General features: G+C 73.5%; 24 protein-coding genes. 11 read left to right on the top strand and 13 right to left on the bottom strand.

Annotated elements, in window-relative coordinates; genetic code table 11:
• Window positions 1–26 precede the first annotated feature (26 nt).
• The 4 genes from LRS74_RS23690 to LRS74_RS23675 form a co-directional block, all read right to left on the bottom strand.
• Complete coding sequence (locus LRS74_RS23690; protein WP_277742906.1) at window positions 27–1,292, bottom strand: FAD-dependent oxidoreductase; 1,266 nt, start codon at window positions 1,290–1,292, stop codon at window positions 27–29.
• A gap of 556 nt (window positions 1,293–1,848) precedes the next feature.
• Complete coding sequence (locus LRS74_RS23685; protein WP_277744894.1) at window positions 1,849–3,147, bottom strand: deoxyguanosinetriphosphate triphosphohydrolase; 1,299 nt, start codon at window positions 3,145–3,147, stop codon at window positions 1,849–1,851.
• A 38-nt stretch (window positions 3,148–3,185) separates the two neighbouring features.
• On the bottom strand, window positions 3,186–4,184 hold the full coding sequence (locus tag LRS74_RS23680; protein ID WP_277742905.1) for a CbiX/SirB N-terminal domain-containing protein: 999 nt from the start codon (window positions 4,182–4,184) through the stop codon (window positions 3,186–3,188).
• A gap of 567 nt (window positions 4,185–4,751) precedes the next feature.
• Window positions 4,752–5,738 (bottom strand): adenosine deaminase, encoded by a 987-nt coding sequence (locus tag LRS74_RS23675; protein ID WP_277742904.1) that lies wholly within the window; start codon window positions 5,736–5,738, stop codon window positions 4,752–4,754.
• A 248-nt stretch (window positions 5,739–5,986) separates the two neighbouring features.
• On the opposite strand from LRS74_RS23675, the gene LRS74_RS23670 reads away from it, so the two are divergent.
• Entirely contained in the window at window positions 5,987–6,673 is a 687-nt protein-coding gene (locus tag LRS74_RS23670; RefSeq protein ID WP_277744893.1) for an ElyC/SanA/YdcF family protein, read from the top strand.
• A 40-nt stretch (window positions 6,674–6,713) separates the two neighbouring features.
• On the opposite strand, the gene cutA is transcribed toward LRS74_RS23670, so the two are convergent.
• The gene (gene cutA, locus LRS74_RS23665) at window positions 6,714–7,037 is read right to left on the bottom strand and encodes a divalent-cation tolerance protein CutA (RefSeq protein ID WP_277742903.1); all 324 of its coding nucleotides are present in this window, start codon (window positions 7,035–7,037) and stop codon (window positions 6,714–6,716) included.
• A gap of 107 nt (window positions 7,038–7,144) precedes the next feature.
• Between cutA and LRS74_RS23660 the strand changes: the two genes are divergently transcribed.
• Window positions 7,145–7,507 (top strand): cupin, encoded by a 363-nt coding sequence (locus tag LRS74_RS23660; protein ID WP_277742902.1) that lies wholly within the window; start codon window positions 7,145–7,147, stop codon window positions 7,505–7,507.
• Window positions 7,508–7,849: 342 nt separating this feature from the next.
• On the opposite strand, the gene LRS74_RS23655 is transcribed toward LRS74_RS23660, so the two are convergent.
• Window positions 7,850–8,317, bottom strand: a complete 468-nt coding sequence (locus LRS74_RS23655) for an NUDIX domain-containing protein (RefSeq protein ID WP_277742901.1) — start codon at window positions 8,315–8,317, stop codon at window positions 7,850–7,852.
• Window positions 8,310–9,065, bottom strand: coding sequence for an XRE family transcriptional regulator (locus LRS74_RS23650; RefSeq protein WP_277742900.1), 756 nt, complete (start codon window positions 9,063–9,065; stop codon window positions 8,310–8,312). The genes LRS74_RS23655 and LRS74_RS23650 overlap by 8 nt, the downstream gene beginning before the upstream one ends.
• A 230-nt stretch (window positions 9,066–9,295) precedes the next feature.
• Between LRS74_RS23650 and LRS74_RS23645 the strand changes: the two genes are divergently transcribed.
• Window positions 9,296–9,799 carry a hypothetical protein gene (locus tag LRS74_RS23645; protein WP_277742899.1) on the top strand — a complete coding sequence of 168 codons (504 nt, stop codon included), beginning with the start codon at window positions 9,296–9,298 and terminating at the stop codon, window positions 9,797–9,799.
• Window positions 9,800–10,115: 316 nt separating this feature from the next.
• A complete protein-coding gene (locus tag LRS74_RS23640; protein ID WP_277742898.1) occupies window positions 10,116–10,310 on the top strand; it encodes a hypothetical protein in 195 nt (64 codons plus the stop codon).
• A gap of 96 nt (window positions 10,311–10,406) precedes the next feature.
• Here the strand turns inward: LRS74_RS23640 and LRS74_RS23635 are convergent, their stop codons facing one another.
• From LRS74_RS23635 to LRS74_RS23615, 5 genes are all read right to left on the bottom strand, one after another.
• The gene (locus LRS74_RS23635) at window positions 10,407–10,862 is read right to left on the bottom strand and encodes a MarR family transcriptional regulator (protein ID WP_277742897.1); all 456 of its coding nucleotides are present in this window, start codon (window positions 10,860–10,862) and stop codon (window positions 10,407–10,409) included.
• Between the two features lie 111 nt (window positions 10,863–10,973).
• Entirely contained in the window at window positions 10,974–11,753 is a 780-nt protein-coding gene (locus tag LRS74_RS23630) for a TSUP family transporter (RefSeq protein WP_277742896.1), read from the bottom strand.
• A 119-nt stretch (window positions 11,754–11,872) separates the two neighbouring features.
• Window positions 11,873–12,523 carry a response regulator transcription factor gene (locus LRS74_RS23625; protein WP_277742895.1) on the bottom strand — a complete coding sequence of 217 codons (651 nt, stop codon included), beginning with the start codon at window positions 12,521–12,523 and terminating at the stop codon, window positions 11,873–11,875.
• A 15-nt stretch (window positions 12,524–12,538) separates the two neighbouring features.
• Window positions 12,539–13,915, bottom strand: a complete 1,377-nt coding sequence (locus LRS74_RS23620; protein WP_277742894.1) for a sensor histidine kinase — start codon at window positions 13,913–13,915, stop codon at window positions 12,539–12,541.
• A 5-nt stretch (window positions 13,916–13,920) separates the two neighbouring features.
• Window positions 13,921–14,556 (bottom strand): hypothetical protein, encoded by a 636-nt coding sequence (locus LRS74_RS23615; protein WP_277742893.1) that lies wholly within the window; start codon window positions 14,554–14,556, stop codon window positions 13,921–13,923.
• A gap of 322 nt (window positions 14,557–14,878) precedes the next feature.
• On the opposite strand from LRS74_RS23615, the gene nirB reads away from it, so the two are divergent.
• From nirB to LRS74_RS23600, 3 genes are read left to right on the top strand one after another with little or no spacing between them, the layout of a single operon-like run.
• Complete coding sequence (nirB, locus tag LRS74_RS23610; RefSeq protein WP_277742892.1) at window positions 14,879–17,518, top strand: nitrite reductase large subunit NirB; 2,640 nt, start codon at window positions 14,879–14,881, stop codon at window positions 17,516–17,518.
• Window positions 17,515–17,865: a nitrite reductase small subunit NirD gene (nirD, locus tag LRS74_RS23605; RefSeq protein WP_277742891.1), complete on the top strand. Its 351-nt coding sequence runs from the start codon at window positions 17,515–17,517 to the stop codon at window positions 17,863–17,865. Before nirB ends, nirD begins: the two co-directional genes overlap by 4 nt.
• 60 nt (window positions 17,866–17,925) lie before the next feature.
• Complete coding sequence (locus tag LRS74_RS23600; RefSeq protein ID WP_277742890.1) at window positions 17,926–18,918, top strand: oxidoreductase; 993 nt, start codon at window positions 17,926–17,928, stop codon at window positions 18,916–18,918.
• Here LRS74_RS23600 and LRS74_RS23595 read toward each other — a convergent pair.
• Window positions 18,904–19,677, bottom strand: coding sequence for a hypothetical protein (locus tag LRS74_RS23595; RefSeq protein ID WP_277742889.1), 774 nt, complete (start codon window positions 19,675–19,677; stop codon window positions 18,904–18,906). The two genes, LRS74_RS23600 and LRS74_RS23595, sit on opposite strands and share 15 nt — an antisense overlap.
• A 231-nt stretch (window positions 19,678–19,908) precedes the next feature.
• Here LRS74_RS23595 and LRS74_RS23590 point away from each other — a divergent pair, with 231 nt between their 5' ends.
• The 4 genes from LRS74_RS23590 to LRS74_RS23575 all read left to right on the top strand — a co-directional run bounded on the left by LRS74_RS23590 (window position 19,909) and on the right by LRS74_RS23575 (window position 25,059).
• A complete protein-coding gene (locus LRS74_RS23590) occupies window positions 19,909–21,819 on the top strand; it encodes an APC family permease (RefSeq protein ID WP_277742888.1) in 1,911 nt (636 codons plus the stop codon).
• Window positions 21,820–22,024: 205 nt separating this feature from the next.
• A complete protein-coding gene (locus LRS74_RS23585; RefSeq protein WP_277742887.1) occupies window positions 22,025–23,290 on the top strand; it encodes a sugar ABC transporter substrate-binding protein in 1,266 nt (421 codons plus the stop codon).
• Entirely contained in the window at window positions 23,290–24,222 is a 933-nt protein-coding gene (locus LRS74_RS23580; RefSeq protein ID WP_277742886.1) for a sugar ABC transporter permease, read from the top strand. The genes LRS74_RS23585 and LRS74_RS23580 overlap by 1 nt, the downstream gene beginning before the upstream one ends.
• Window positions 24,223–25,059, top strand: coding sequence for a carbohydrate ABC transporter permease (locus tag LRS74_RS23575; RefSeq protein ID WP_277742885.1), 837 nt, complete (start codon window positions 24,223–24,225; stop codon window positions 25,057–25,059).
• The last annotated feature ends 62 nt before the right edge of the window (window positions 25,060–25,121 follow it).

Raw genomic sequence — 25,121 nt, 5'->3', positions numbered from 1 at the left:
GGGCCATGACGCCACGGGGCCCGTCGCTACTCCTCGACCAGGGACTCCAGCGGGGTCTGCGGGTCGGCGAGCGCCGTCGGGTCCAGCCGGGCGCCGGAGCGGATGAGCCGCTGGATGGAGTCGGTGACGTCCCACACGTTCACGTTCATCCCGGCCAGCAGCCGGCCCTCGCGCAGCCAGAAGGCGATGAACTCCCGCTTGCCGACGTCTCCGCGGCACACCACCTGGTCGTAGGAGCCGGGCGGCGCGTAGCCGGAGTACTCCATGCCGAGGTCGTACTGGTCGGAGAAGAAGTACGGCACGCGGTCGTAGGAGACCTCCTGGCCGAGCATGGCGCGGGCGGCCGCGGGGCCGCCGTTGAGGGCGTTGGCCCAGTGCTCGACGCGCAGCCGCACGTCCAGCAGCGGGTGGTCGGCGGCGGCCACGTCGCCGGCCGCGAAGATGTCGGGGTCGGAGGTGCGCAGCGAGGCGTCGACGGCGATGCCTCCGCCGCGCGCCCGGTCCACCACCTGGAGGCCCGCGGCCTCGGCGAGGGCGGTGCGCGGCGCCGCGCCGATGGCGGCGAGGACGGCGTGGGCGGGGTGCTCCTCGCCGTCGTCGGTCTGGGCGGCCAGCACCATGCCGTCCTGGCCGACGATCTCGGTGAGCCGGGCACCGAAGTGGAAGCGGACGCCGTGCTCGCGGTGCAGGTCGGCGAAGAGGGTCCCGAGCTCGGGGCCGAGGACCGCGTGGAGCGGGGTGGGCTCGGGCTCGACGATGGTGACCTCGGCGCCGTAGCCGCGGGCGGCGGCCGCGACCTCCAGGCCGATCCAGCCGGCTCCGGCGATCACCAGCTGGCCGTTGTCCCGGCCGAGGGCGGTCAGCACCCCGCGCAGTCGCTCGGCGTGGGCCAGCCTGCGGAGGTGGTGGACGCCGGCCAGGCCGGTGCCGGGGATGTCGAGCCGGCGCGGCTCGGCGCCGGTGGCCAGCAGCAGCCGGTCGTAGGGGACGCGGGTGCCGTCGCCGAGGACGACGGCCCTGGTGGCGCGGTCGAGGCGGACGGCGGGCTGGCCGAGGTGCAGCTCGATGTCGGCCTGCGCGTACCAGGCGGGCTCGTGGACGAAGACGCTGTCGCGGTCGTCCTTGCCGGTCAGGAAGCCCTTGGACAGCGGCGGTCGCTCATAGGGGTGGTCGCGCTCGTCGGAGATCAGTATCACCCGGCCGGTGAAGCCCTCCTCGCGGAGGGTCTCCGCGGCCTTGGCCCCGGCCAGGCCCCCACCGACGATGACGAATGTCTGGTCTGCGTCGACCACTTGCTGCCTCCTCGCCGCCAAGCAGGACGTCTGCTTGTCGCTACCTACTGGTCACTTTTCGCCTAGGTGAGCGTCCCGCACCGAGCGGGATGCGGGAAGGGGCAGTACGCCGGACGGTCCAGCGATCACGCCTCCCACCAGCCCTCTCGGCCCGCCCCTCCCGGGGCTTTTCGTCGTGCTCGTCCGTGCGTCGATCTCCCCTCGGATGTCCGGGCAATGTCCGTTGGATGTCCGTCGGGTGTCCGTCGGTTCCGCCCCGGCCGGCGGCGGGTCCCGGGGACGCCCCGTGAGTCCCCGGGAGTCCGCACGAGTCCCGGCAGGCCCGACGTGTCCGCGCCTGTCCCCGGGGTTCCGCGCGTCCCCGCGGGGTGCCCTGGGATTCCGCGGGGTTCCGCCGTTCCCGACCGGTGGGCCTCCGACGAGCACACGGCCGATGTGCTGGAGCCGGCGCGAGCGGGTCTCGGCGGGCGCGGGCCCGCCAGGCAGTCCGGCGGGGCCACGCGGGACCCGGCAAAGGGCCGCGACCGCACGAAATTCCGTGGGGTGCGGCCCCCGGTCACGGTCGGTGCCGCACCAGTCGGGCGTGGAGGGAGCGGGCGGAGGCGTCGGTGAGGGCGGCGATCTGGTCCACGACGGCACGCAGCCGCGCCGTCTCGTCACCCGCGGCCTCGGCCTGGTTGAAGATCGCGCGGAACTGGGGGTCGAGCCCGTCCGGGGCGCGGGCGATGAGCGCCTCGCCCAACTCCGCGATGATCACCCGCTGCTCGGCGCGGAGCAGCTCCTGGTCCTCGCGCTGCATCACATAGCGGTCGGCCACGGCCTTGAGCACGGCGCACTCCAGCCGGGTGGCGCGCGGCACCACCAGCTCCGCGCGGTAGCGGGTCAGGCGGCCGGGGCCGTACGCCGCGCGGGTAGCGGTCTCAGCGGCCAGGCAGAACCGGCCGATGAGCTGGCTGGTCGCGTCCTTGAGCCGGGCCTGGGCGACCGCCGAGCCGTCGTAGCCGTGCGGCCACCACTCCTGGTCGAGCAGCCGGTCCAGCGCCTCGGCGAGCTCCTGCGGGTCGGCCCCGGGGGCGTACCGCACCGCGGCGACGGCGAACACCTCGCGCCGCTCGGGGTCGGCCAGCAGGCAGGCCGGGTCGAGGTGGCCGGCGTGCAGCCCGTCCTCGACGTCGTGCACCGAGTAGGCGACGTCGTCGGACCAGTCCATGACCTGCGCCTCGAAGCAGGTGCGGTGGCCGGGGGCGCCCTCCCGGAACCAGGCGAAGACCGGCAGGTCGTCCTCGTAGACCCCGAACTTCCGGGAGGCGGGGTCGGCCGGATGTCCACCGCGCGGCCAGGGGTACTTGGTGGCGGCGTCCAGGGCGGCGCGGGTGAGGTTGACGCCGACGCTGACCGGCTCGCCGCTTTCCGGGTCGGCGACGAACCGCTTGGGTTCGAGGCGGGCCAGCAGCCGCAGCGACTGGGCGTTCCCCTCGAAGCCGCCGCAGTCCGCGGCGACCTCGTCCAGCGCCTGCTCGCCGTTGTGCCCGAAGGGCGGGTGGCCGAGGTCGTGCGCGAGGCAGGCCACCTCGACCAGGTCCGGGTCGCAGCCGAGGGCGGCGCCCAGCTCCCGCCCCACCTGTGCGCACTCCAGCGAGTGGGTCAGCCGGGTGCGCGGTGAGGCGTCCCAGGAGTGGGCCGCCGATCCCGGCGTGACCACCTGGGTCTTCCCGGCCAGCCGGCGCAGCGCCGCGGAGTGCAGCACGCGCGCGCGGTCACGCTGGAAAGCGGTGCGGCCGGGCCGCTTGTCGGGCTCCACGGCCCACCGCTCGATGTCTGACGCCTGGTATCCCGGGACGTCCGGGGCGCCCATGGCGGCCGTGGTGTCGGGTGCGGTCGGTGGTGTCCCGTTCATACACCGACAGTAACCGCCGGGTGTGACAACGGAGCAGACACCAGGGCCCGCTCGTACCGGTGCAGCACCAGGCGGGCCATGGCGCGTTGGTCGCCGAGCGGGGCGGCCGCGACGGAGGTGGACATGCCGAGGTCCGCGGCGGCCTCGGCGGCCTCCGCCGCACACTGGGCGGCGAAGCGACCGGGGGCGGTGAAGTACGCGGCGACCGCGACCCGCCGGCACCCCCGCGCCGCCAGCGCGGCGACCGCCTCGGTGACGGAGGGTGCGCCGGGTCCGGTGGCGGAGGCGTAGCCGGGCCGCACCGGCACCCCGCCGAGCCGCGCGCTGAGCAGGCCGGCCGTGCGGCCGGTGTCCTCGGCCGAGTGCGGGTCCCGCGAGCCGGCGGCGGCGAGCACGACACCGGTGCGGTGCGGGTCCGCCGCGCGGCGGGCGGGGTGGCCGGGGTCCGCGGGGCGCGCGGCGAGCACGGTGCTCGGACCGAGCAGCGACCGGCCGAGGAGCGGTCGGCCGGAGCGGGGCGACGCGGGGAAGGGCCGGCGGGAGATCGGCTGCTCGGGAGCCGACGGGTCGGTGAGCGGCTGCCCGGAGAGGTCCCGGCCGCAGAGCCCCTGCTCGTGAGTCGACGGGTCGGGGGCCGGCGGGTCGAGCGGCGGCCAGCCGGCCTCGACCAGCCGGGCGGCGAGGGCCTCGGCGAGGAGCGGGTGGGGGCCGAGCGGGGCGGCGACGCGCACGCTCAGATGGGGGGCGGCGAGGGCCGCGGCGGGCAGGTCGACCTTGACGTGGTGGCCCCGGCCCAACAGCAGCGGTACGAGGACGACCTGGCCGCGCAGCCCGGCGAGGACGTCGCCGAGCAGCGGCTCGTTGAGCTCGATGTGCCCCAGCCGCACCGGCAGGCCGGGCCGCAGCCGCCGGACCCGTTCCAGCAGCGGGGTCACGGTCCGCAGCGCGTTCGGGTCGCGGCTGCCGTGCGCGACGGCGAGCAGAGTGGGCGTCATGTGCCGAGCCTGTCAGCGGCGCGTTGCCCCGCCGTTGCGGGCGGATGACCTTTGGTTTCACCCGCTTCACAGGCGCGGAGCGGAGCCGCTGAGGCGCGGCCCGGGCCAGCCGGCCGGCTGGCAGGCTGGCTGGCAGGCTGGCTGGCTGGCAGGCAGGCAGGCAGGCAGGCTGGCGGTGGGCCCGGGCGCCGTACGACCCGCGGCTCACGCGCGGTGCCTGACACGGGCGGTGCCTGACACACGCGCGGTGTGCGGCTCACGTGTGGTCGCGCCTCACGCTCCGTGCGCGGCTCCCGCGGTCACAGCTCACGCGCGGTGCCCGGCTCACTCCCGAGGCCCGACACACGCGCGGTACGCGACTCCGCGCGGTGCGCAACTCACAACCGGGCCCGACTCAGCCGCAGTGCCCACTCACGCGCGGTCGCCCCTCACCCGGGGTACCCGGCCCACCCGCGGTGCCCGACCCCGGCCCGGCGCCCAACCCACGCACCGTGCCCGACTCCCGCCCGTGCGCGGCTCACCCGGGGCGCGGCCCACGCGCAGTCGCGGCTCACGCGCAGTCGCTACTCACCCGCGGTGCGCGTCGACCTCCTTGAGGTACGCCGCGCGGAGGTCCTTCTCCAAGAAGGCGGCGTGGAAGGAGTTGCGGGCGAGGGTGCGCAGCGCCTCCTGGTCCAGTCCGAGCGCGTCCCGCACCGCGGTGAAGTTGTCGTCGACGTAGCCGCCGAAGTAGGCAGGGTCGTCGGAGTTGACGGTGACCAGCAGGCCGGCGTCGAGCATGGCGCGCAGCGGGTGGTCGGCCAGCCGGTCGTAGACCCGTAGCCGCACGTTGGAGAGCGGACAGACCGTCAGCGGAACCTGCTCCGCCACCAGTCGTGCCACCAGCGCCTCGTCCTCCAGGCAGCGCACCCCGTGGTCGACCCGGTCCACCTTGAGGACGTCCAGCGCCTCCCAGACGTACGCCGGCGGGCCCTCCTCCCCCGCGTGCGCCACGCACTTCAGCCCGGCCTCCCGCGCCAGCGCGTACACCTCGCGGAACTTCGACGGCGGGTGTCCGACCTCCGCCGAGTCCAGCCCCACAGCCGTGATCCGGTCCAGGTACGGCCGCGCCGCCTCGAAGGTCTCCAGGGCCGACTCGGCGCTCTCGTCCCGCAGGAAGCACATGATCAGCCGGGTGGTGATGCCGTACGTCTCCTCCGCCGCGTCCAGCGCGCCCGAGAGCCCCTCGATCACCGTGCCGATGTCGACCCCGCGCGAGGTGTGGGCCTGCGGGTCGAAGAAGATCTCCGCGTGCCGCACCCCCTGCCGGTGCGCGCGGGCGAGATAGGCGTCGGCGAGGTCCGCGAAGTCCTGCTCGGTGCGGAGCACCGCCATGAGCGCGTAGTAGAGGTCCAGGAACGACTGGAGGTCGACGAACGAGTACGCCGCGCGCAGCTCGTCCTCCGTCGCGTACGGCAGCACCACCCCGTTCCGCTCCGCCAGCGCGAACGCCAGCTCCGGCTCCAGGGTGCCCTCGATGTGGAGGTGCAGCTCTGCCTTGGGTATCGGGGGCACGGTCGGTGACACCTGCCTGCTCGTTCTGGCGCGCTCCGCGAACGGCGCGGACGCCGCGGGTTCTGTGACGTACGTGATTCAGGCTATCGAGAGAGGAGAGTGGGGGCGCGGCGGTGTCTGGTCGAACACCTGAGGCAACCACGCCCCCTCCCCCGACGTCGCACCGGGTGACGTGATCGGCGGATCCGGAGGGGCGGGTGCGAGGCGTGGGTGGGGCAGGGGCGCTGCGGGACGGGGTACGGGCGGGGCTGCGGAGGGTGCGGAGGATACGGCCGCGGTGGCCCCGGACGCGGCGGGGGCAGCGGCAGGCGTTCCAGGTGGTGGTGCTGGTCTGCGTGCTGGGACTGCTGCCGGCGACCTGGTTGCGGCTGAGCACGGACGACCGGGTGCGCACGGTGGCGGACGTGCCGTCGGCCCCGGTGGCGGTGGTGTTCGGGGCGGGGCTGTACACCGGCCGGCCGACGCCGTACCTCGCGCACCGGCTGGACGCGGCGGCGGAGCTGTACCGGCGGGGCAAGGTCCGCGCGGTGCTGGTGACCGGGGACAACAGCCGGCGGGACTACGACGAGCCGAGCGCGATGCGGAGCTACCTCGTCGAGCACGGCGTGCCGGACCGGCGGATCGTCAGCGACTACGCGGGCTTCGACACCTGGGACAGCTGCGTGCGCGCCCAGCGGATCTTCGGGGTGCGCAAGGCGGTGCTGGTGAGCCAGGGCTTCCATATCCGCCGAGCGCTGGCGCTGTGCGAGGCGGCGGGGGTCGACGCGTACGGGGTCGGGGTCGGCGAGCCCAACGACGCGACCTGGCAGTACGGCGGGTTGCGGGAGATCGTGGCGGCGGGGAAGGCCGCGCTCGACGCGACCTTCAAGCCGGATCCCACCTTCCTCGGCCCGCGCGAGCACGGCGTCACGGACGTGCTCGCGCTCGACCGGTGACCGGGCCGGATCGCTCCCTGCACACCCGGCCGCGCCGGGGTCACTTCGGCGACGTCTCCGCCACCACCCACGCCAGGTACCCCTCGCTCCCGTGGGTGACGGGCGTGGCGATGACCTCCGGCGTGTCGTAGTCGTGGTTCCGGCGGACGTACGCCTCCAGCTCCGGGTACCGCGCCGTGGTCGTCTTGAACAGCACCTGCCACTCGGCGGCGGTCTCCACCATCCCCTGCCACCGGTACACGGACGTGACCAGCTGGCTGATCTGCGCGCACGCCGCCACCCGCGCCTCCACGGCCCCGCGCGCCAGCGCCTCGGCCTTCTCGGGGCTGTCCGTGGTGGTCAGTACGGTCAGGAAGTCCGGCACGAGTCCTCCGCTGCGTCGGTCCGCGACTGGCGCGCACCACGCTAGCCGGTGACGATTGAGACATGCCGCCGACGGTCCGGAAGCGAACAGCCAAGCCGAGGTAAGCCATGGACGACCTCCCCACGCTCGCCCGCCGCCACCTGGACCAGGCCAAGGAGGACCCGCACGGCCGCAGCGCCCATCTCTTCCTGCACAGCGGGCCGCTGCGGCAGAGCGTGATCGCGTTGGTCTCCGGGACCGCGCTGGACGAGCACAACGCGCCGCCCGCCGCCAGCCTGCAGGTGCTGCACGGCCATGTCCGGCTGACGACCCGGGACCGGCAGCAGGACCTCATCGCCGGGCAGGTGCAGTGCCTCCCACCGGAGCGGCAGGGGCTGACGGCGGTCCAGGACTCGGTGGTGCTGCTGACGGCGGTGACGGCGACGACGGGCTGCCCGACGCCCGGCGATTCCCGCGACACCGGCGGCTGAGTCCGGGGACACCGGCGACTGTCCGAGTCCGGGGACACCGGCGACTGTCCGAGTCCGGGGAAGCTCGCGGGCGCCGCGCCGTTCGACCGGCAGGACCGCCGGGTACGGCTCAACCGCTACGGCGCCGCCTTCCTGCGCCGGGTCGACCACGCCCTGGGGGAGCTCGACGACGCCTGCCGGGCGCTCGCCGACGCCGCCGGCCCCGGACTCGGCCTGATGCCCGCCATGGCCCGCGCCGCGCAGGGCGCCGTGACCGACGCCCCGGTCGGCTGGCCGCACGTCGACCACCCCGACTGCCACCGCACCCTGCCCCTTGTCTGGCGCCGCGGCTACCCGTATCGGCTACCGAATAGCAGGCATGTTTCCGTTCCGCCAGTCGTCCACGCGCTTTCGAATGCTCGGAACCATGGGGAGCGCGTCAATCTCTCCCGGCGCGAACCAGCGCACATCCGTGGATTCGTCGGAAACGGCTACGTGCCCACCGATGGGTCGAGCCAGGAAGCAAATGGAGAATTCTTGCCGCACTTCGCCGTCGTCATAGGCGAAGACGTGACCAGGGTTCGTGTATGTTCCGACGATGCCGACGATCTCGACATCGATCCCGGTTTCTTCGCGCGTCTCCCTGACGGCACAGTCCGGCAGTGACTCACCGATGTTCATGACGCCGCCGGGGAGCGCCCACATGTCGTTGTCGCGCCGACGCTGAAGCAGGATGCTCCCCGAGTCATCGACGACGACCACGGAAGCAGCGGGAACCAGGCTGTTCGCCGCCGGAGCATCGGGGTCGCCCTCATAGTCTCGCCTACCCATCGCGCACCTCTCCCCCCACCGGCGTGCCCCGCTCCCACAGTTCCTCTACATGTGAAGCGAAGCGATCAAAGATGCCATCGTCCTGCCGGCGGCGCAAATGCAACGTGGGCGCATCGTGACCCACGCTGTGAGTCAGCAAAGGCGTGACAATCATGTCGTCGTCGAAGCGGAAAACGGACAGGTGTGCGTGCCCGCTGCTGTACTTCGCCTCGATGCCCGGCTGCCCTTTGATCTTCTCCAATTCTGCGAGAGTCACCCGGATGCGCGTCGACAACGAAAGGGCGACTCCTTCGTCATCTTCCCGAGACTTCGTGAGCTCGCTGTCCGGGTCGCCGACCAGAAAGCGCACCTGACACCCGCGGGATGCCTTGCGGCGCAGCGTGGCACCGAATCTGGCCTGTTCGAGCCACAAGAAATAGTTGGTGTAGCCCGCGAACGTCAGCTCCCGTTCAGCCCCTGCGATCAGTGATTGCCACAAGGAGGCCGGACAGTTGGATCGATACGGGTACACGGAAACGATCTCGCGGTCGGGGCCGATCTTGATGGCCTTCTGCGTGGCTGCCGGCCATAGCGCCGCCTCGTCTGCACCGAGCGCCTCGCAGATAGCCCACCGATGGCGGGCGCGAGGTACCCGCCCACTCTCGGTAATCCATCGGCCCACGGTCTTGATGTCAACGCCGCAGCTTTCGGCTAACTGACGATCCGTTACGCGGGATCGAAGCATGGCGCGTCGCAGTCCTTCGTTCACAGGCACTCCCTGGGACGTTAGGCACGCTTCACACGGTAGACCCCCTCCGTGCCTAACGGTCACCGAACGCGGTAGGAACGCACCGCCACAGGCGGGAGTGTGGGCGCAAGTCACGCAAGGACCCCCGCGACGGGCGAACGTCCGGGGGCATGGCCACCAACCCACGGAGTTGATGACATGCACCGCGCTATCGGGTGGATCTTCGATTCCCCGCTGACGGGGGCGGCACGGTGACGCACCAGCGACTGACCCCCGCCGATCACGGCCGGTCCGCCACTGACGCCCCCGGCAGAGTCCTCGGCCGCACGACCGGCGTCATCGACGAACACCGAGACACCGTCGCGATCGAGGACGCCCAGGTGTTCATGTGCGGCGAGTTGCTCGGGCACGCCCGTTATCTGCTCGACCGGCCGGAGGTCGACGTGGACGAGCTGCGGTTCCTCGCCAAACGCCTCGTGGAGGCGCTCCACATGGCGGTGAACGTCGCCGAGAGCCGCGACCAGCGCTCGATGCCGCTGACCCCCATGCCGGCGGTCGGCGACCCTGTGCTGGACGCCATGACCGGGCGTGTGGGCCTGTTGATCGGTTGGGCGGGGCCGCAGCGGGCCCGGGTGACCCTCCGACCGCCGGACGGCCAGGGCAAGCCGTGGGACACCGCTACGTTCCGTCAGCCGACGGCGGAGGAGTGGCCCGCGTTGGAGGACGCCGGCCCCCCCGGCTCGTCGGCTCCATAGCCCCTGGCCCCCCGCCACCTCCCGGTTCCGGGGGGCCAGGACCAGCGCCCGCCCCTACAGGGCCAGCACCCCCGCGCAGACACCCGTGGGGAGCGGGTCACCCCGTCCCGGTCGTTCGCCTCTTCCACGGGACGACGCGACCGGGGCGAATCAGCAAGGGCACGACGGCCGGGGACGGCCCCCGGACGGACCACTTGAGGAGAGCCCGACATGGGTACCGACAACGTGAACGGGTACGACCTGGGCGCGAACGAGACGATTCAGCCCGCCGACCCGCCCGCAGAGGAAACGAACGGCGACGAGGACGACAGCGGAGATGACCAGTAGCAGCACTCCCGAAGGCGGCGGCGTGCGGGCCACGCTGCGGCGGTTCCTCAAACACGACCTGTCGGAGGAGTCGGAACTGTCCTGGCTCTGTCAGGTCCACAAGGACCCGGCTGCCATGCGGCTGATACTCCGTTCCCGGTACGTGTGCGATCACTGCGCACGCGAGGGTGCGCACCCGCGCTGACCCGCTTCGACGGCCCCGTTCATGATGCCCTCGCAGCGCGTGAACGGGGCCTTGCGCCGCCCCGCACTCGGAGTGGAGAGGAGCCTCAGCCGGCGATCAGGGAAGATCACTCTCCCCACCCAAGTTGGCGATCATGCGGCGCAGGACGTTCAGCGCCGCCACATACTCCTCCGTCTCGATGCCCTCGTGCATCTGTTCATGGGCCCGCGCGTTGCGCTCCCTGGCGCGCAGTCGGCCGGCCTCGCCGGCCTCGGTCAGGGTCAGCGCCCCGTCCTGCTCCGTCATCCAGCCCCGGGCGACCAAGTCGTCGAAGACCGCGTCGAAGTCGGTGTCCTGGTCGTCGAAGAAGGTCAGGCGCCGGGCGAGCCGGGTGCGGTCCCAGGCCGCGGGGGCGCCGGCCACGTGGTTGAGGATCCACCAGTGCGGCTGGGTCAGCGACTCCACGGCCAGCTCCGCGCGGATCCGGCCGACGACGACCCGGCCGGCGTAGCTCGCCCAGTAGCCGATGGGCTGTGCGGCGAGGCGCTCTCGGGGGTACTCCTTGATGACCACGGCGGCGGCTCCTTCTCGTCTTCGAACGGCCGGACGTGATCAACGTAGAAGTTCACCTTTGGTTGAAGTCAAGGGGCAGGCTTCTCGGGTGCCTCGCGACCGGCCAGGGGCTCACGCCAGCCACTGGTCGTACGCCAGCTTGCAGACCAGCGAGACCACCACCACGACCAGCACGCCCCGGACGAAACCGCTGCCGCGCTTGAGGGCCATGCGGGCGCCGATCGTGCCGCCGGCGAAGTTGAAGACGGCCATCAGGGCGGCCAGTCGCCACAGCACGGTGCCCTGGTAGGCGAAGGTGAGCAGGGCGCCCAGGTTGGTGCAGACGTTGACGACCTTGGCGGTGGCGGAGGCGGTGACCAGGTTCATCTGGAGGGTGGCGACGAGGGCGATGACCAGGAAGGTGCCGGTGCCGGGGCCGATGAGGCCGTCGTAGAAGCCGATGCCCAGGCCCGCGACGGCGATGCCCGCCACGACCCGGGCGCGGGTCACCGGGCCGGTGGCCGGTGCGGTGCCGAAGGCGGGCCGCAGCAGGACGAAGGCCAGCACCGCCAGCAGGACGGCCATGATGAGCGGGCGCAGCACCTCGCTGTCGATGCCGGCGGCGAAGAACGCGCCCGCCAGCGAACCGCCCGCGGCCGCCAGGCCGATGCGCAGCGCCGAGCCCACGTCCACCAGGCCCTTGCGGGTGTAGGTGACCGCCGCGGCCGAGGTGCCGACCACGGCGACGGCCTTGTTGGTGCCGAGGATGTAGGTGGGTGGGAGGTGGGGCAGGGCGACCATGAGGGCGGGGAGTTGGAGGAGGCCGCCGCCTCCGACGACGGCGTCGATCCAGCCGGCCGCGGCCGCCGCGACGCACAGCAGCACCACCGTCGTCAGGGATATGTCAGGCATGATCGCGACCCTAGCGAGCCCGCCGGCGCGCATGATCGGAATATCCGCCCGGCGCCCGACGCGGCGGCGATCGGCCGGGCGCGCCGGCCGGTTCGCGCCCGCGCGCCCCGTCCACCGGTCTACGCGGCCGACTCCAGGTAGCGGAGGACGGCCAGCACGCGGCGGTGGCCGGTTTCCGAAGGCGGCAGGTCGAACTTGGTGAAGATGTTGGCGATGTGCTTCTCGACCGCGCGCTCGGACACGGTGAACGCCGCCGCGATGGCCTGGTTCGTACGGCCTTCGGCCATCAGGGCGAGCACCTCGCGCTCGCGCGGGGTGAGCGCGTCCAGGGCGGAGCGGCGGCGGCTGGCGCTGAAGAGCTGGGAGACGACCTCGGGGTCGAGCGCGGTGCCGCCGGCGGCCACCCGGCGCAGCGCCTCGGTGAACTCGCCGATGTCCACGACCCGTTCCTTGAGCAGGTAGCCGACGCCCGCCGAGCCGTCGCCCAGCAGTTGGGCGGCGTACTTCGTCTCCACGTACTGGGAGAAGATCAGCACGCCGACCGGCGGTGACGCGCGGCGCAGCGTCACGGCGGCCCGCAGGCCCTCGTCGGTGTGGGTGGGCGGCAGCCGGATGTCGACGATGGCGGCGTCGGGGCGGTGTTCGGCGACGGCGGCCAGCAGCGCGTCGGCGTCGCCGACCGCGGCGGCCACCTCGACGCCGCGCAGCTCCAGCAGTTGGGCGAGCCCGTCGCGCAGGATCGCGGAGTCCTCGGCGATGACGACGCGCATGACCTTCGAAGTTCCCTATCGGTGGAGGGGACGGGGGGTGTGGGGGGCGTGCGGGAGTGCGACGGTGACCACCGTAGGGCCTCCTGGCGGACTGTCGCAGGTCAGGGTGCCGTCGACGGTGCGGATACGGGCCAGCAGGCCGGTCAGGCCGCTGCCCGCGCCCACCGCCGCGCCCCCGCGCCCGGCGTCCCCGACGGAGAGCAGCAGCACGCCGTCGCGCGTCCGCACGTCGATCATCACGCTGGGCGCGCCGCTGTGCTTGGCGGCGTTGGCGAGGAGTTCGGCGGCGCAGAAGTAGGCGATGGACTCGATGGCCGGGGAGGGGCGGGCGTCGAGGGCGGCGGTCAGCTCCACGGGGAGCGCGCTGTCGGCGGCGAGGGTGGCGAGCGCCGTGTCGAGGCCCTGGTCCAGGACCGGCGGATGGATGCCCTTGACGAGGTGACGCAGGTCGGCGACGGCCTGCTTGGCGTTGGACTGGGCGGTCTCGACGACGGCCAGCAGCCGGTCCCGGTCGGCGTCGGCGACGATCAGTTCGCGCACCATCGTCAGCTGCATGCCGAGGCCGACCAGCCGGGCCTGGGTGCCGTCGTGCAGATCGCGCTCGATGCGGCGCAGCGTGGCCGCCGCGTCGTCGACGGCGTGCGCGCGGGTCTCCTCCAGCGTGCGGATGCGCTGGTCGGCGTGGTCGGCACGGCCGGGGCCGAGGAGCGAGCGGAGCAGCAGGCGGTGCGGGGTCAGCGCGTACCGCAGCAGCCACGGGACGGCGAGGAGCAGGAGGGCGCCGACGGCCACCGGCAGCAGCCAGCGCGGCCAGGAGTCGAGCTGGACGTCCGCCACCTCCAGCGAGACACGGCGTACGGAGCCGTCGGGTCGGCGCACGGTGGTGTGGTTCCAGCGCTTGACGACGGGGTGGGCCAGCAGCAGCGCCCCGTACACGTAGCCGACGCCCACCGCGAGGAGCGGCAGGACGGCGGTGACGGGGGTGAGCAGGGCGCAGCCGACGGCCCGCCAGCCGGCCCGGTCGCCGAGCGTGGCCCGCCGCCAGCCGAAGGCGCCGGGCGCCCCGCGCCGCGCGGGCGGGTCGATCGTCCACCCCGGGAGGCGGGCGGCGAGCGCGCGTTGGAGGGTGCCGAGCGCGAGCGCGCCCCGTACGGTCAGCGCGATCAGCCACGGCCCGAGCGGCGTCACCGACAGCACCCCGCCGACCGCCAGCCCGGCCAGTACGGTGAGGAACCCGGTCAGGGCGAGCGGCAGGGCGAGCAGCGCGTATCCCACGGCGGCCAGCGCACGGGGCGTGAAGGGCGCGGCGGTCAGGGCGCGCAGCCGGTGCGGCGGGCGGGACCGTATGCCATGGGCCGGGGCGGACGGCTCGGGGAGTGACGGGTGGCGCATGCCGCTCAGCCTCCCAGGAGCCGGCGGGTGGCCCGGTCCTGGAGGGCGAGGCAGCCGCGGATCAGCAGCAGCGAGCCGATCTGGAAGCCCAGCGCCACGCAGGAGTGCACGAACCACGCGCCCACCAGCGTGGGACCGCCCCAGGAGGTGTGGAACCGGTCGTCCGGCGTGAAGGGGTGGCCGATGGCGAACGAGGCGTCCGGGCGGATGAAGTAGAGGTATCCGGCGTAGACCCCCCAGGCGATCAAGGCCGCGCAGACGAAGGCCACCAGGGCCGGGAGCAGGACCGCCGCACTGTGGGCGAGGACCCTCAGCGGTCCGGGTCCCACGGACCGGTCGCTCGCCCGGCCGCCGGCCTCGCGCGTCGCGGCCCACTCGGCGGCCCTGCCCCTCGCGGTCCGGTCACCGGCGTCGCCCGGCCCGAAGCGCCGGACCATGGCCCGCTGGGCGCGGGCGGCCGGGCCCCAGGCGCCCACCAGGGTGAGCGGCACCGCGGCGAGGGCCAGCGGCAGCCCGGCCGCACCGCGCACCGTCGTGCGCCAGGACCACCGCCACACACCGCGGAGGGCGGGCGTGAGGGACTGCTTGCGGGGCTGCTGGACGGAAGTCCGCGCGAGGGCGTTCGTCGTGTCGCTCGTCATGCCCTCAAGGCTCGCGTGCGGGCGGCCCCCGGACGATCGTGCCAGCACGGAACCCGGGGGTTCGGTTTACCCCACCCCCGTCCCACCGTTCACCACCCCTCACCCCGCCCCCTCACGCACCGTGGGCCCGCGCGCTGAGGGCAGCGTTGCCTGGGGGAAACGGAGGCGATGCGGCCGGGAAACAGGGGCGTCGCAGGCTTCGTGGCATGAGGCCGGACCCCGGGCCGGACGGGTGGCGCTGTGCGAGGACGACAGCGTGCGATCGCGCCTCGGCCGCCGCGCGCTGTCGCGCGTCGCTCACCAACGATGGAGGCTCCTGACGATGACGAAGCCGGTGAAGCCGACGATCGTGCTGGTCGGCCATGGGATGGTCGGCCAGCGGTTCCTGGAGGCGCTGGCCGAGCGGGGGGTCACCGAGGCGGCGCGGATCGTGGTGCTGTGCGAGGAGCCGCGGCCGGCCTACGACCGGGTGCAGCTGTCCGCGTACTTCGCCGGCCGCGGCGCCGAGGAGCTCTCGCTGGTCGAGGAGGGCTTCCTGGAGCGGCACGGGATCGAACTGCGGCTGGGCGACCCGGCGGTGACGATCGACCGCGGCGCGCGGACGGTGACCTCGCGGTCCGGGCTGACGATCGGCTACGACACGCTGGTGCTGGCCACCGGCTCGTATCCGTTCGTCCCGCCCGTCCCCGGCCGGGACAGCGCGGGCTGCTTCGTCTACCGCACCATCGAGGACCTGCTGGCGATCGAGGAGTACGCCAAGGGGTGCCGGACCGGCACGGTGGTCGGCGGCGGGCTGCTCGGGCTGGAGGCCGCCGGGGCGCTCCGCGGGCTGGGGCTGACCACGCACGTCGTCGAGTTCCAGCCGCGGCTGATGGCCCTCCAGGTGGACGCGGGCGGGGGTGCCGCGCTGCGCCGCACGATCGAGGACATGGGGCTGGTCGTGCACACCGGCGTCGGCGGCAAGGAGATCGTCGCCGACGACTCCGGCGCGGTGGCCCGGATGGAGCTCTCCGACGGCTCCGGCATCGACACCGATCTGGTGATCTTCTCGGCCGGGGTCCGGCCCCGGGACCAGCTCGCCCGCGACTGCGGGCTGCGGGTCGGCGAGCGCGGTGGGATCGCGGTCGACGAGCGGTGCCGCACCGAGGACCCGGCCGTATACGCGATCGGCGAGTGCGCGCTCGCCACCGACGGCCGGGTCTACGGGCTGGTGGCCCCCGGCTACGAGATGGCGCTGGTCGCCGCCGCGGACATCGCGGCGGGCGCCGCGGGCCCCGGCGACGCCCCGTCGTCCCCCGGTTTCACCGGCGCCGACACCTCCACCAAGCTCAAGCTGCTCGGCGTCGACGTCGCCTCCTTCGGCGACCCGCACGGCGCCGCGGACGGCGCGCTGGACGTGGTCTACTCCGACGCCCGCGCGGGCGTCTACAAGAAGCTGGTCGTCGGCGCCGACGGCACCCTGCTGGGCGGCGTGCTGGTCGGCGACGCCGACGCGTACGGCCTGCTGCGCCCGCTGACCGGCAGCGTCCCCCCGGTCCCGGCCGAGCAGCTGGTGCTGCCCGCGGGCACGGGCGGCGGGGCGGCGCTCGGCCCGGCCGCGCTGCCCGACGCCGCGGTCGTCTGCAACTGCCACAACGTCACCAAGGGCGCCGTCCGCGCGGCCGTCGCCGACGACGGATGCACCTGTGTGGCCGAGGTGAAGAAGTGCACCAAGGCCGGTACCGGCTGCGGCAGTTGCGTCAAGACGCTGACCGCCCTGGTCAACGCCGAGCTGGAGGCGGGCGGGATCAGCGTCGACAAGGGGCTGTGCGGCTGCTTCGCCTACACCCGTGCCGAGCTGTACGAGATCGTGCGGACGCTGCGGATCACCAGCTACGCGCGGCTGCTGGACAGCCACGGCCGCGAGGAGGCGCGACGCGGCGACGGCTGTGAGGTCTGCAAGCCCACCGTGGGCTCGATCATCGCCTCGCTCGCGCCGACGCTCGGGGCCAGCGGCTATGTGCTCGACGGCGAGCAGGCGGCGCTCCAGGACACCAACGACCACTTCCTGGCCAACCTCCAGCGCAACGGCTCGTACTCGATCGTGCCGCGCATCCCCGGCGGCGAGATCACCCCCGAGAAACTGATCGTGATCGGCGAGGTGGCGCGGGACTTCGGGCTCTACACGAAGATCACCGGCGGGCAGCGGATCGACCTGTTCGGGGCCCGCGTGGACCAGCTGCCGCGGATCTGGGCGCGGCTGGTGGACGCCGGCTTCGAGTCCGGGCACGCGTACGGCAAGGCGCTGCGCACCGTCAAGTCCTGTGTGGGACAGACCTGGTGCCGCTACGGGGTGCAGGACTCGGTGCGGATGGCGATCGACCTGGAGCTGCGCTACCGGGGGCTGCGCGCCCCGCACAAGCTGAAGTCGGCGGTCTCCGGCTGCGCCCGCGAGTGCGCGGAGGCGCGCGGCAAGGACTTCGGGGTGATCGCCACCTCCAACGGCTGGAACCTGTACGTCGGCGGCAACGGCGGGGCCGAGCCGCGCCACGCCGAGCTGCTGGCGCAGGACCTGGACGACACGGAGCTGATCCGGCTCATCGACCGGTTCCTGATGTTCTACATCCGCACCGCGGACCGGTTGGAGCGCACCTCGGCGTGGCTGGAGCGGATCGAGGGCGGACTCGACCACGTACGGGACGTGGTGGTGCACGACTCGCTGGGGCTCTGCTCCGAGCTGGAGGCGCTGATGGCCGACCACGTCGCCCACTACCGCGACGAGTGGGCCGAGACCCTGGACGACCCGGAGCGGCTGCGGCGCTTCGTCTCCTTCGTCAACGCCCCGGACGCGCCCGACCCGACGGTGAAGTTCGTCCCGGAGCGCGAGCAGCTCAAGCCGGACCTCACGATCCTGTCCGGCCCCACCATCCCCGTCCGCGCCTTCGACACCCTCGAAGCCCTCGAAGGGAGCCCCTCCCGATGACCCTGGCCCCCGAGCACACCGATCTCCGCGTCGAGCTGCTGGTCGACCAGCGCTGGTTCCCGGTGTGCGCGCTCACCGACCTCACCCCGGGGCGAGGGGTGGCGGCGCTGCTGCCGGACGGCCGTCAGGTGGCGGTGTTCCTGGACCGCGCCGGGCGGGCGTACGCCATCGCCAACCGCGACCCGTTCACCGGCGCGTATGTGCTCTCGCGCGGGCTGCTGGGCTCCGCCCGGGGCCGGGCCTTCGTGGCCTCGCCCCTGCTCAAGCAGCGCTTCGACCTGGCCACCGGGCGGTGCCTGGACGACGCCTCGGTCAGCGTGACGGCGTACGAGGTGCGGACCGGCTGACGTATCCGGATCGCTCCCGATCCCTACGCGCCGCCGCCCCGCGGGGCCTAGGCTGGCCGCATGACGGGCTGGACGGTGAGTGACACCCCCGAGCAGACCGGCCGCACCGCCGTGGTCACCGGTGCCAACAGCGGCATCGGCTATGTCACGGCGCGCGAGCTGGCACGGCGGGGCGCGGAGGTGGTGCTGGCCTGCCGCAGCGCGGAGCGCGGCACGGCGGCCGCGGAGCGGATCCGGGCCGAGGCGCCGGGGGCGCGGGTGCGGGTGGCCCCGCTGGACCTGGCGGACCTGGCCTCCGTCCGTGACTTCGCGGCGGAGCTCACGGCCCGTCTGCCGGGCGACCGGCTCGATCTGCTGATCAACAACGCCGGGGTGATGGCGCTGCCCCGGCTGGAGACCGCCGACGGCTTCGAGATGCAGTTCGGCGTCAACCACCTGGGGCACTTCGCGCTGACCGGGCTGCTGCTGCCGCGGCTGCTGGCGGCCGGCCGCGGGGCGCGGGTGGTGTCGGTCTCCAGCAGCGCGCACCTGATGGCGACCATCGACCCGGCCGACCTCAACAGCACCCGGCGGTACGGGCGGTGGACCGCCTACGCCCGTTCCAAGACCGCCAACCTGCTCTTCACCCACGAGCTGGCGCGGCGGCTGCGGGCGGCCGGCGCCCCGCTGACGGCGGTCGCCGCGCACCCCGGGTACGCGGCGACCAACCTGCAGACCGCCGGGCCGCGCATGGAGGGCCGGCGGGCGGCGACGCGCCTGATGGAGCTGGGCAACCGGGTCTTCGCGCAGAGCGCCGAGGCGGGCGCCCTGCCCACGCTGTACGCGGCGACCGCGCCCGATGTGCGGGCGGACGAGTTCTTCGGGCCACGGCTGCAGCTGTGGCGCGGCGCGCCCACCCGCTCGCTGCGCGCCTCCTGGGCCCGCAGCGACAAGGCGGCGGCCCAGCTGTGGGCGGCCTCGGTGCGGCTGACGGGGGTGGCGTACGAGGCCCTGGAACCGCCGGACGGCTCGCCGGCCGCGGAGGGTCCCCGGCCGGGGTCAGTCCAGCCCTGAGGACTCCAGCAGCCGGCGGGCGCCGTCGCCGTCGATGCGCGCGGCGAGGGCGCGCAGCGGGGCTTCGCCGCAGCGCAGCAGGCCGCGTTGGAGCGAGCGGCGGGCGCCGCGGTCCAGTTCGTGCCAGAGCAGCGGGTTGGCGGTGAGGACCTTCGGGTCGAGCTCGACCCGGTGGCCGAAGACGTCCCGCAGCACCAGCCGCGGGGCCATGCCCTCGGCGCGCACGACGCTGGTGAGCAGGTCGGTGTGGACCCACCGTTCGCGCAGCAGACCGCGGCTGGCCAGCCAGCCGTCGCCGGCGCTCACCCGCGAGGGGTGGAGGACGGCGAGGAGCAGCAGCGCGACGGCCGTCCAGCACAGGCCCCGGGGCGCGGTCAGGGTGCCGTTGGCGAGGTCGAAGACGGCCATGAGGGCGAGCATGACGGTGGCCACCCGGACGGCGGAGCGCCGCTCGCCGGCCCAGTGCCGGTCCACCGCGAGCGTGGCCGACGGGGGCCCGACGAGGACGGCCGGCTCCGAGCCGTCGGGCAACGACCAGGCGCGGTCGGTGACGGGCAGCGGACGAACACGGTCGTCGGCGGGCAGCGACCGGGCGCCCTCGTCTGCGGGCCGCCGCCGGGCGCGATCGGCGGGGGCGTCGACGGGGTCGGCCGCGGCAGCCGGCGGAGGGGTGTCGGGCGGCTCGTGGCGCCGCCGCCCACCGTTCCGGTCGGCGTCGTCGCCGCCGGTCATGGGGCCGCATCCGGGTCCGGGTTCCATACTTCCGGACGGTAGGACCGGTTCGACCGGTTGTGCGGGTCGTTGACGTAGTGCTGACTCGTCGCTGCCTTTCCTTGACGCACCGCTGATGTCGGCGTCAAAGATCCGTAGGGATCCGGCGGTTGCGCGCCAAGAGCGCGCCAAAGGGACGCGCATGGCGGAAAACACCCCCTCACGCTGGGGACTCCTCCTCACCGGAGGAGCACAGCACCAGCGGAGGTAGACCCACCCATGTCCATGTTGTCGAAGGGGCAGACCGCGGCCGGAGGGGTCGCCGGCGACGAGGAACCGCCCGATACCGGGGCCGCGACGTCCGGCTCCGCGCAGGCCGGAGAGGCCGCGGAGGACCACGGCGCCCGGCACAGGCTGACCACGATCACCGGGCTCGCCGCCCTGTCGCTCGACGCGATGGCCTCGGTCGCCTACGGGCCGGAGGCGATCGTCCTGGTCCTGGCCGCGGCCGGCGCGCACGGGCTGGGCTTCACCCTCCCCGTCACCCTGGCCATCGCCGCCCTGCTCGCGGTGCTGGTCGCCTCCTACCGCCAGGTCATCGCGGCCTTCCCGGACGGCGGCGGCTCCTACGCCGTGGCCAAGGCGCACCTGGGTCGGCGCACCAGCCTGGTCGCGGCCGCCTCCCTGGTGCTGGACTACGTGCTCAACGTGGCGGTCGCGGTGACCGCCGGGGTCGCCGCGCTGACCTCCGCCTTCCCCGAGCTGTACGACGCCCGGCTGTGGCTGTGCCTGGGCGTGCTGGTGCTGATCACCGGGGTGAACCTGCGCGGCATCGTGGACTCGGCGCGCGCCTTCATCGTCCCCACGGCCGTCTTCATCCTCTCCATCTGCGCCCTGATCGTCGTGGGCCTGTTCCGGTCCGCTCCGGTCAGCACCGAGGCGTCGGCGGGCCATGCCTCCGTACTCGCCGACGACGCCACCACCGTGGGCGCGCTGCTGCTGCTCAAGGCGTTCGCGTCCGGGTGCTCCGCGCTCACCGGCGTGGAGGCGATCGCCAACGCGGTGCCGGCCTTCCGGGCCCCGGCGGTCCGGCGCGCGCAGCGGGCGGAGGTGGCGTTGGGCGCGATCCTGGGCGTCATGCTGATCGGGCTCTCGATCCTGATCTCCCGCTTCCACCTCGAGCCGGTGGAGGGCGTGACGGTGCTGGCACAGCTCGCGGACGCCTCGCTGGGCCACAACTGGGCCTTCTACCTGGTGCAGTTCGCCACCATGGCGCTGCTGGCGCTCTCCGCGAACACCTCCTTCGGCGGGCTGCCGGTGCTGCTCAAGCTGCTGTCGCGGGACAACTACCTGCCGCACGTGTTCGGACTCAAGGCCGACCGTCAGGTGCACCGGCACGGCGTGCTGACACTGGCCGGGGTCTCCGCCCTGCTGCTGGTCTTCTCCGGCGGCGACACCAACACCCTGGTGCCGCTCTTCGCCATCGGCGTCTTCGTCGGCTTCACCATCGCCCAGACCGGCATGGTGCGCCACTGGCGGGCCCAGCGCGGCCCCGGCTGGCGCGGCAAGGCGCTGCTCAACGGATTCGGCGCGGTGCTGACCGGGGTCAGCGCGGTCGTGGTGACCGCCACCAAGTTCCACGACGGGGCCTGGCTGATCGTCGTCGCGCTGCCGCTGCTGGTGGTCTGCTTCGAGCTGGTGCACCGCGCCTACGGACGCATCGGCGAGGCCCTGGGGCTGGGCCGGGTGCCCGAGGCCCCGCACCGCGACCGCTCGCTGGTGGTCGTGCCGGTCTCCGGGCTGTCCCGGCTGACCTGCGAGGCGCTCACCGCCGCGGCCTCCCTGGGCGACGAGGTGCTGGCGGTCACCGTCACCCACCCCGACCCGGAGGACCGGGAGTCGGCCGCGCTGCTGCGCCGCGACTGGGAGCTGTGGAACCCCGGCGTCGAGCTGCTGGAGCTGCCCTCGCCGACCCGCACGGTGGGCCGCCCGGTGGCCTCCTTCGTCCGCGAACTCGGCGCGCGCCACCCGGGCACCCGGATCACCGTGCTCATCCCGGAGGTGGAACCCGCCCACGTCTGGCAGCGGCTGCTGCAGAACCAGCGCGGCGCGGTCGTCGCCCACGCGGTCCGTCGGGACACGGACGCCGTCATCTGCCGCCTCCGCTTCCGCCTGTCGGTACGGGGCTGACTCGACCCGCCGTCCAGGCGGTTGCCCGCCACAACGGCGCCCCCACCCGGCCGGAAGCCCGGCGCTCCGCCCACGCGGCCCACCGGTCGCACCCGGCCCCGCATCCCTCGTGCGGGTGACAGACGGCCGCAATCCGCCTGTCGTCCTCCCCCTCCATGGTTGATCGTTGGATGGGTGAACCCACGAGACGAGGGGGCGCACGGACATGTCCATCAGCCGCAGACGACTGCTCGGCACGGGCACGGGGCTCGCTCTCACCGGCGCGCCGGCCGCCGGGTGCGGGTCCGACACCGGCCGTGGATCAGGGGATTCGGGTGGCCGGCCGGTCATCGAGCAGTGGTACCACCAGTACGGCGAGGCGGGCGTCGAGCAGGCGGTGCGCCGGTACGCCGCCGGCTATGACCGGGCCGAGGTGCGGGTGCAGTGGCGGCCCGGCGCCTACGACCAGCAGACCGCCACCGCGCTGCTCACCGACTCCGGGCCGGACGTCTTCGAGGGCGGCCCGACGCTGGAGCAGATCCAGGGCGGGCAGGTGGTGGACCTCACCGATCTGCTCCGGGGCGTGCGGGAGGACTTCAACCCGGCGGTGCTGGCGCCCAAGACGTACGAGGGCCGGATCTGGGGCGTCCCTCAGGTCATCGACACCCAGCTGCTCTACTACCGCCGAAGCCTGCTGGCCGACGCCGGCGTCGAGCCGCCGGCCACGCTCGACGCGCTGGTCGATGCGGCGCGGGAGCTGACGCGGGGCGACGTCAAGGGGCTGTTCCTCGGCAACGACGGCGGCGCGGGCGTCCTCCAGGGCACCCCGCTGCACGCCGCCGGTCTGGCGCCGGTCACGGAGGACGGCCGTCCCGGCTTCGACGACCCGGCCGCCGCCCGGACGCTCGGCAAGCTGCGCCGGCTCTACGCCGACAAGTCGCTGCTGCTCGGCGCGCCTTCCGACTGGTCGGACCCGTCCGCGTTCCTCCAGGGGCTGACCGCGATGCAGTGGTCGGGGCTGTGGGCGCTGCCGCGGGTGCGGAAGGAGCTGGGCGACGACTTCGGGGTGCTGCCGTTCCCGGCGGACGGCGCGCACGGCCGGCCCGCCGTCCCGGTGGGGGCGTACGGGGCCGCGGTGAGCGCCCGCGGCCGGAACCGGGCCGCGGCGAAGGAGTTCGTGCGCTGGCTGTGGGTCGAACGCACCGACCACCAGGTGGACTTCGCGCTCTCCTACGGCTTCCACATCCCGGCCCGCACCTCGCTGGCGGCCAAGGCCGAACCGCTGCGGCGGGGTCCGGCCGCGGCCGCGGTCCGGTTCACCCGCGAGCACGGCTTCGCCGCCGAGCCACTGCGCTGGACGGTGGCCGCACGGACCGCGTACCAGGACGCGCTCAGCCGGATCGTCAAGGGCGGGGCGGACCCCGGGCGCGAGCTGCGCGCGGTGCTCCGGACGACCGAGGACGAGCTGCGGCGCGTGCGGAAGCGGCGCTGATGCGGTGGCGGCCGCGCGCGCCGGCCGGCCCGCAGAACCGCACGCTGTGGTTCTGGCTGTTCGTCGGCCCGTTCGTCCTCGGGCTCCTCGTCTTCACCTATGTGCCGCTGGGCTGGAGCGTCTACCTCAGCTTCTTCGACGCGCACAACACGGTCTCGCCGTCGCGGGAGGACTTCGTCGGGCTGGACAACTACGCGGCGATGCTGCGGGACGACGCCTTCACCGACAGCCTGCGCACCTTCGCCGTCTTCACCGCCTTCATCGTCCCGGCGACCTACGCGCTGGCCCTGGCGCTGGCCCTGATGGTCAACCGACTGCGCTGGTGGCAGGCGTTCTTCCGGTCGGTCTTCTTCCTTCCGGTGGCCTGCTCCTATGTGGTGGCGGCGCTGATCTGGAAGATGTCGATCTTCAACGGGGTGCGGTTCGGGCTGGCCAACACGGTGCTGGGGCGGTTCGGCGGGGAGCAGATCGCCTGGCTGTCGACGACCGACCCGCCCTGGTACTGGCTGGTCATCGTGACCGTGCGGCTGTGGCTCCAGGCCGGCTTCTACATGCTGCTCTTCCTGGCCGGCCTGCAGCGGATCCCGCCGCGGCTGTACGAGGCCGCGGCGGTGGACGGCGCGCGGCCGGGCTGGCAGGTCTTCCGGCACATCACCTTCCCGCAGTTGCGGGCCACCTCGGTGGCGGTGGTGCTGCTGCTGGTCGTCAACGCCTTCCAGGCGTTCGACGAGTTCTACAACCTGCTCTCGGACGCCCGCGGCTACCCCCCGTACGCCCGGCCCCCGCTGGTCTACCTCTACTACACCGCGCTCGGGCAGGGGCAGAACCTGGGGCTGGGCAGCGCCGGCGCGGTGATCCTGGCGCTGGTCATCGGCGTGGTGACGGTGGTCCAGGCCCGCTGGTTCGGGCTGGGCCGGAAGGAGGAGGTCTAGATGTGGGACGCGCTGGTGCGGGTCGGCCGGGCGCTGCGGCTGGTGCTGCTGCTCACCCTGGCCCTGCTCTTCCTGGTCCCCTTCTACCTGCTGGTGCGCAACGGCCTGGCCCGGGAGGAGGACATCACCGCGCCCGACTGGACGTTCTTCCCCGGTGAGGTGCGCTGGTCGAACCTGAGCGAGCTGTTCCAGGACCCGACCGTGCCGATGGCGCGGGCCCTGCTGAACTCCTCGCTGATCGCGGTCGCCACGACGCTGGGCACCCTGCTGCTCGCCTCGCTGGCCGGCTACGGGCTGGCGCGCATCCCCTACCGCCACGCCGACGCGGTCTTCTACGCCATCCTGGGCACCCTGATGGTGCCGGCGGCGGTCACCTTCGTGCCGAGCTTCGTGCTGGTCTCGACCCTGGGCTGGATCTCCACGCTGCGCGGACTGATCATCCCCACCCTCTTCTCCGCCTTCGCCTGCTTCGTCTTCCGCCAGTACTTCCTGGGCTTCCCGAAGGAGTTGGAGGACGCGGCCCGGGTCGACGGGCTCGGCTACTGGCGCGTCTTCTGGCGGGTGGTGGCCCCCAACTCCCGTCCCGTCTTCGCCGCCGTGGGCTCCATCGTCTTCATCGGCTCCTGGAACTCCTTCCTGTGGCCCCTGGTCATCGGCCAGGACCGGGACTCCTGGACGGTGCAGGTGGCGCTCTCCACGTTCACCACGGCCCAGACGGTCCGGATCCACGAGCTGTTCATCGCCGCCGCGGTGTCGGTGCTTCCGCTGCTCGTCGTCTTCCTGCTGCTCCAGCGCCACATCGTCGCGGGTGTGGAGCGTTCCGGAATCGACGACTGACCCGGGCGACGCCGCCGTTCGGGCGCCCGGAGGGACGCGGGTTCGCCGCTTCCCCTTCATCA

This window comes from Streptomyces sp. LX-29 (assembly GCF_029541745.1).
Lineage (GTDB): Bacteria > Actinomycetota > Actinomycetes > Streptomycetales > Streptomycetaceae > Streptomyces.
Note: the sequence above shows the minus strand (reverse complement) of the source record. Positions and strands in the feature narration are given on the sequence as shown.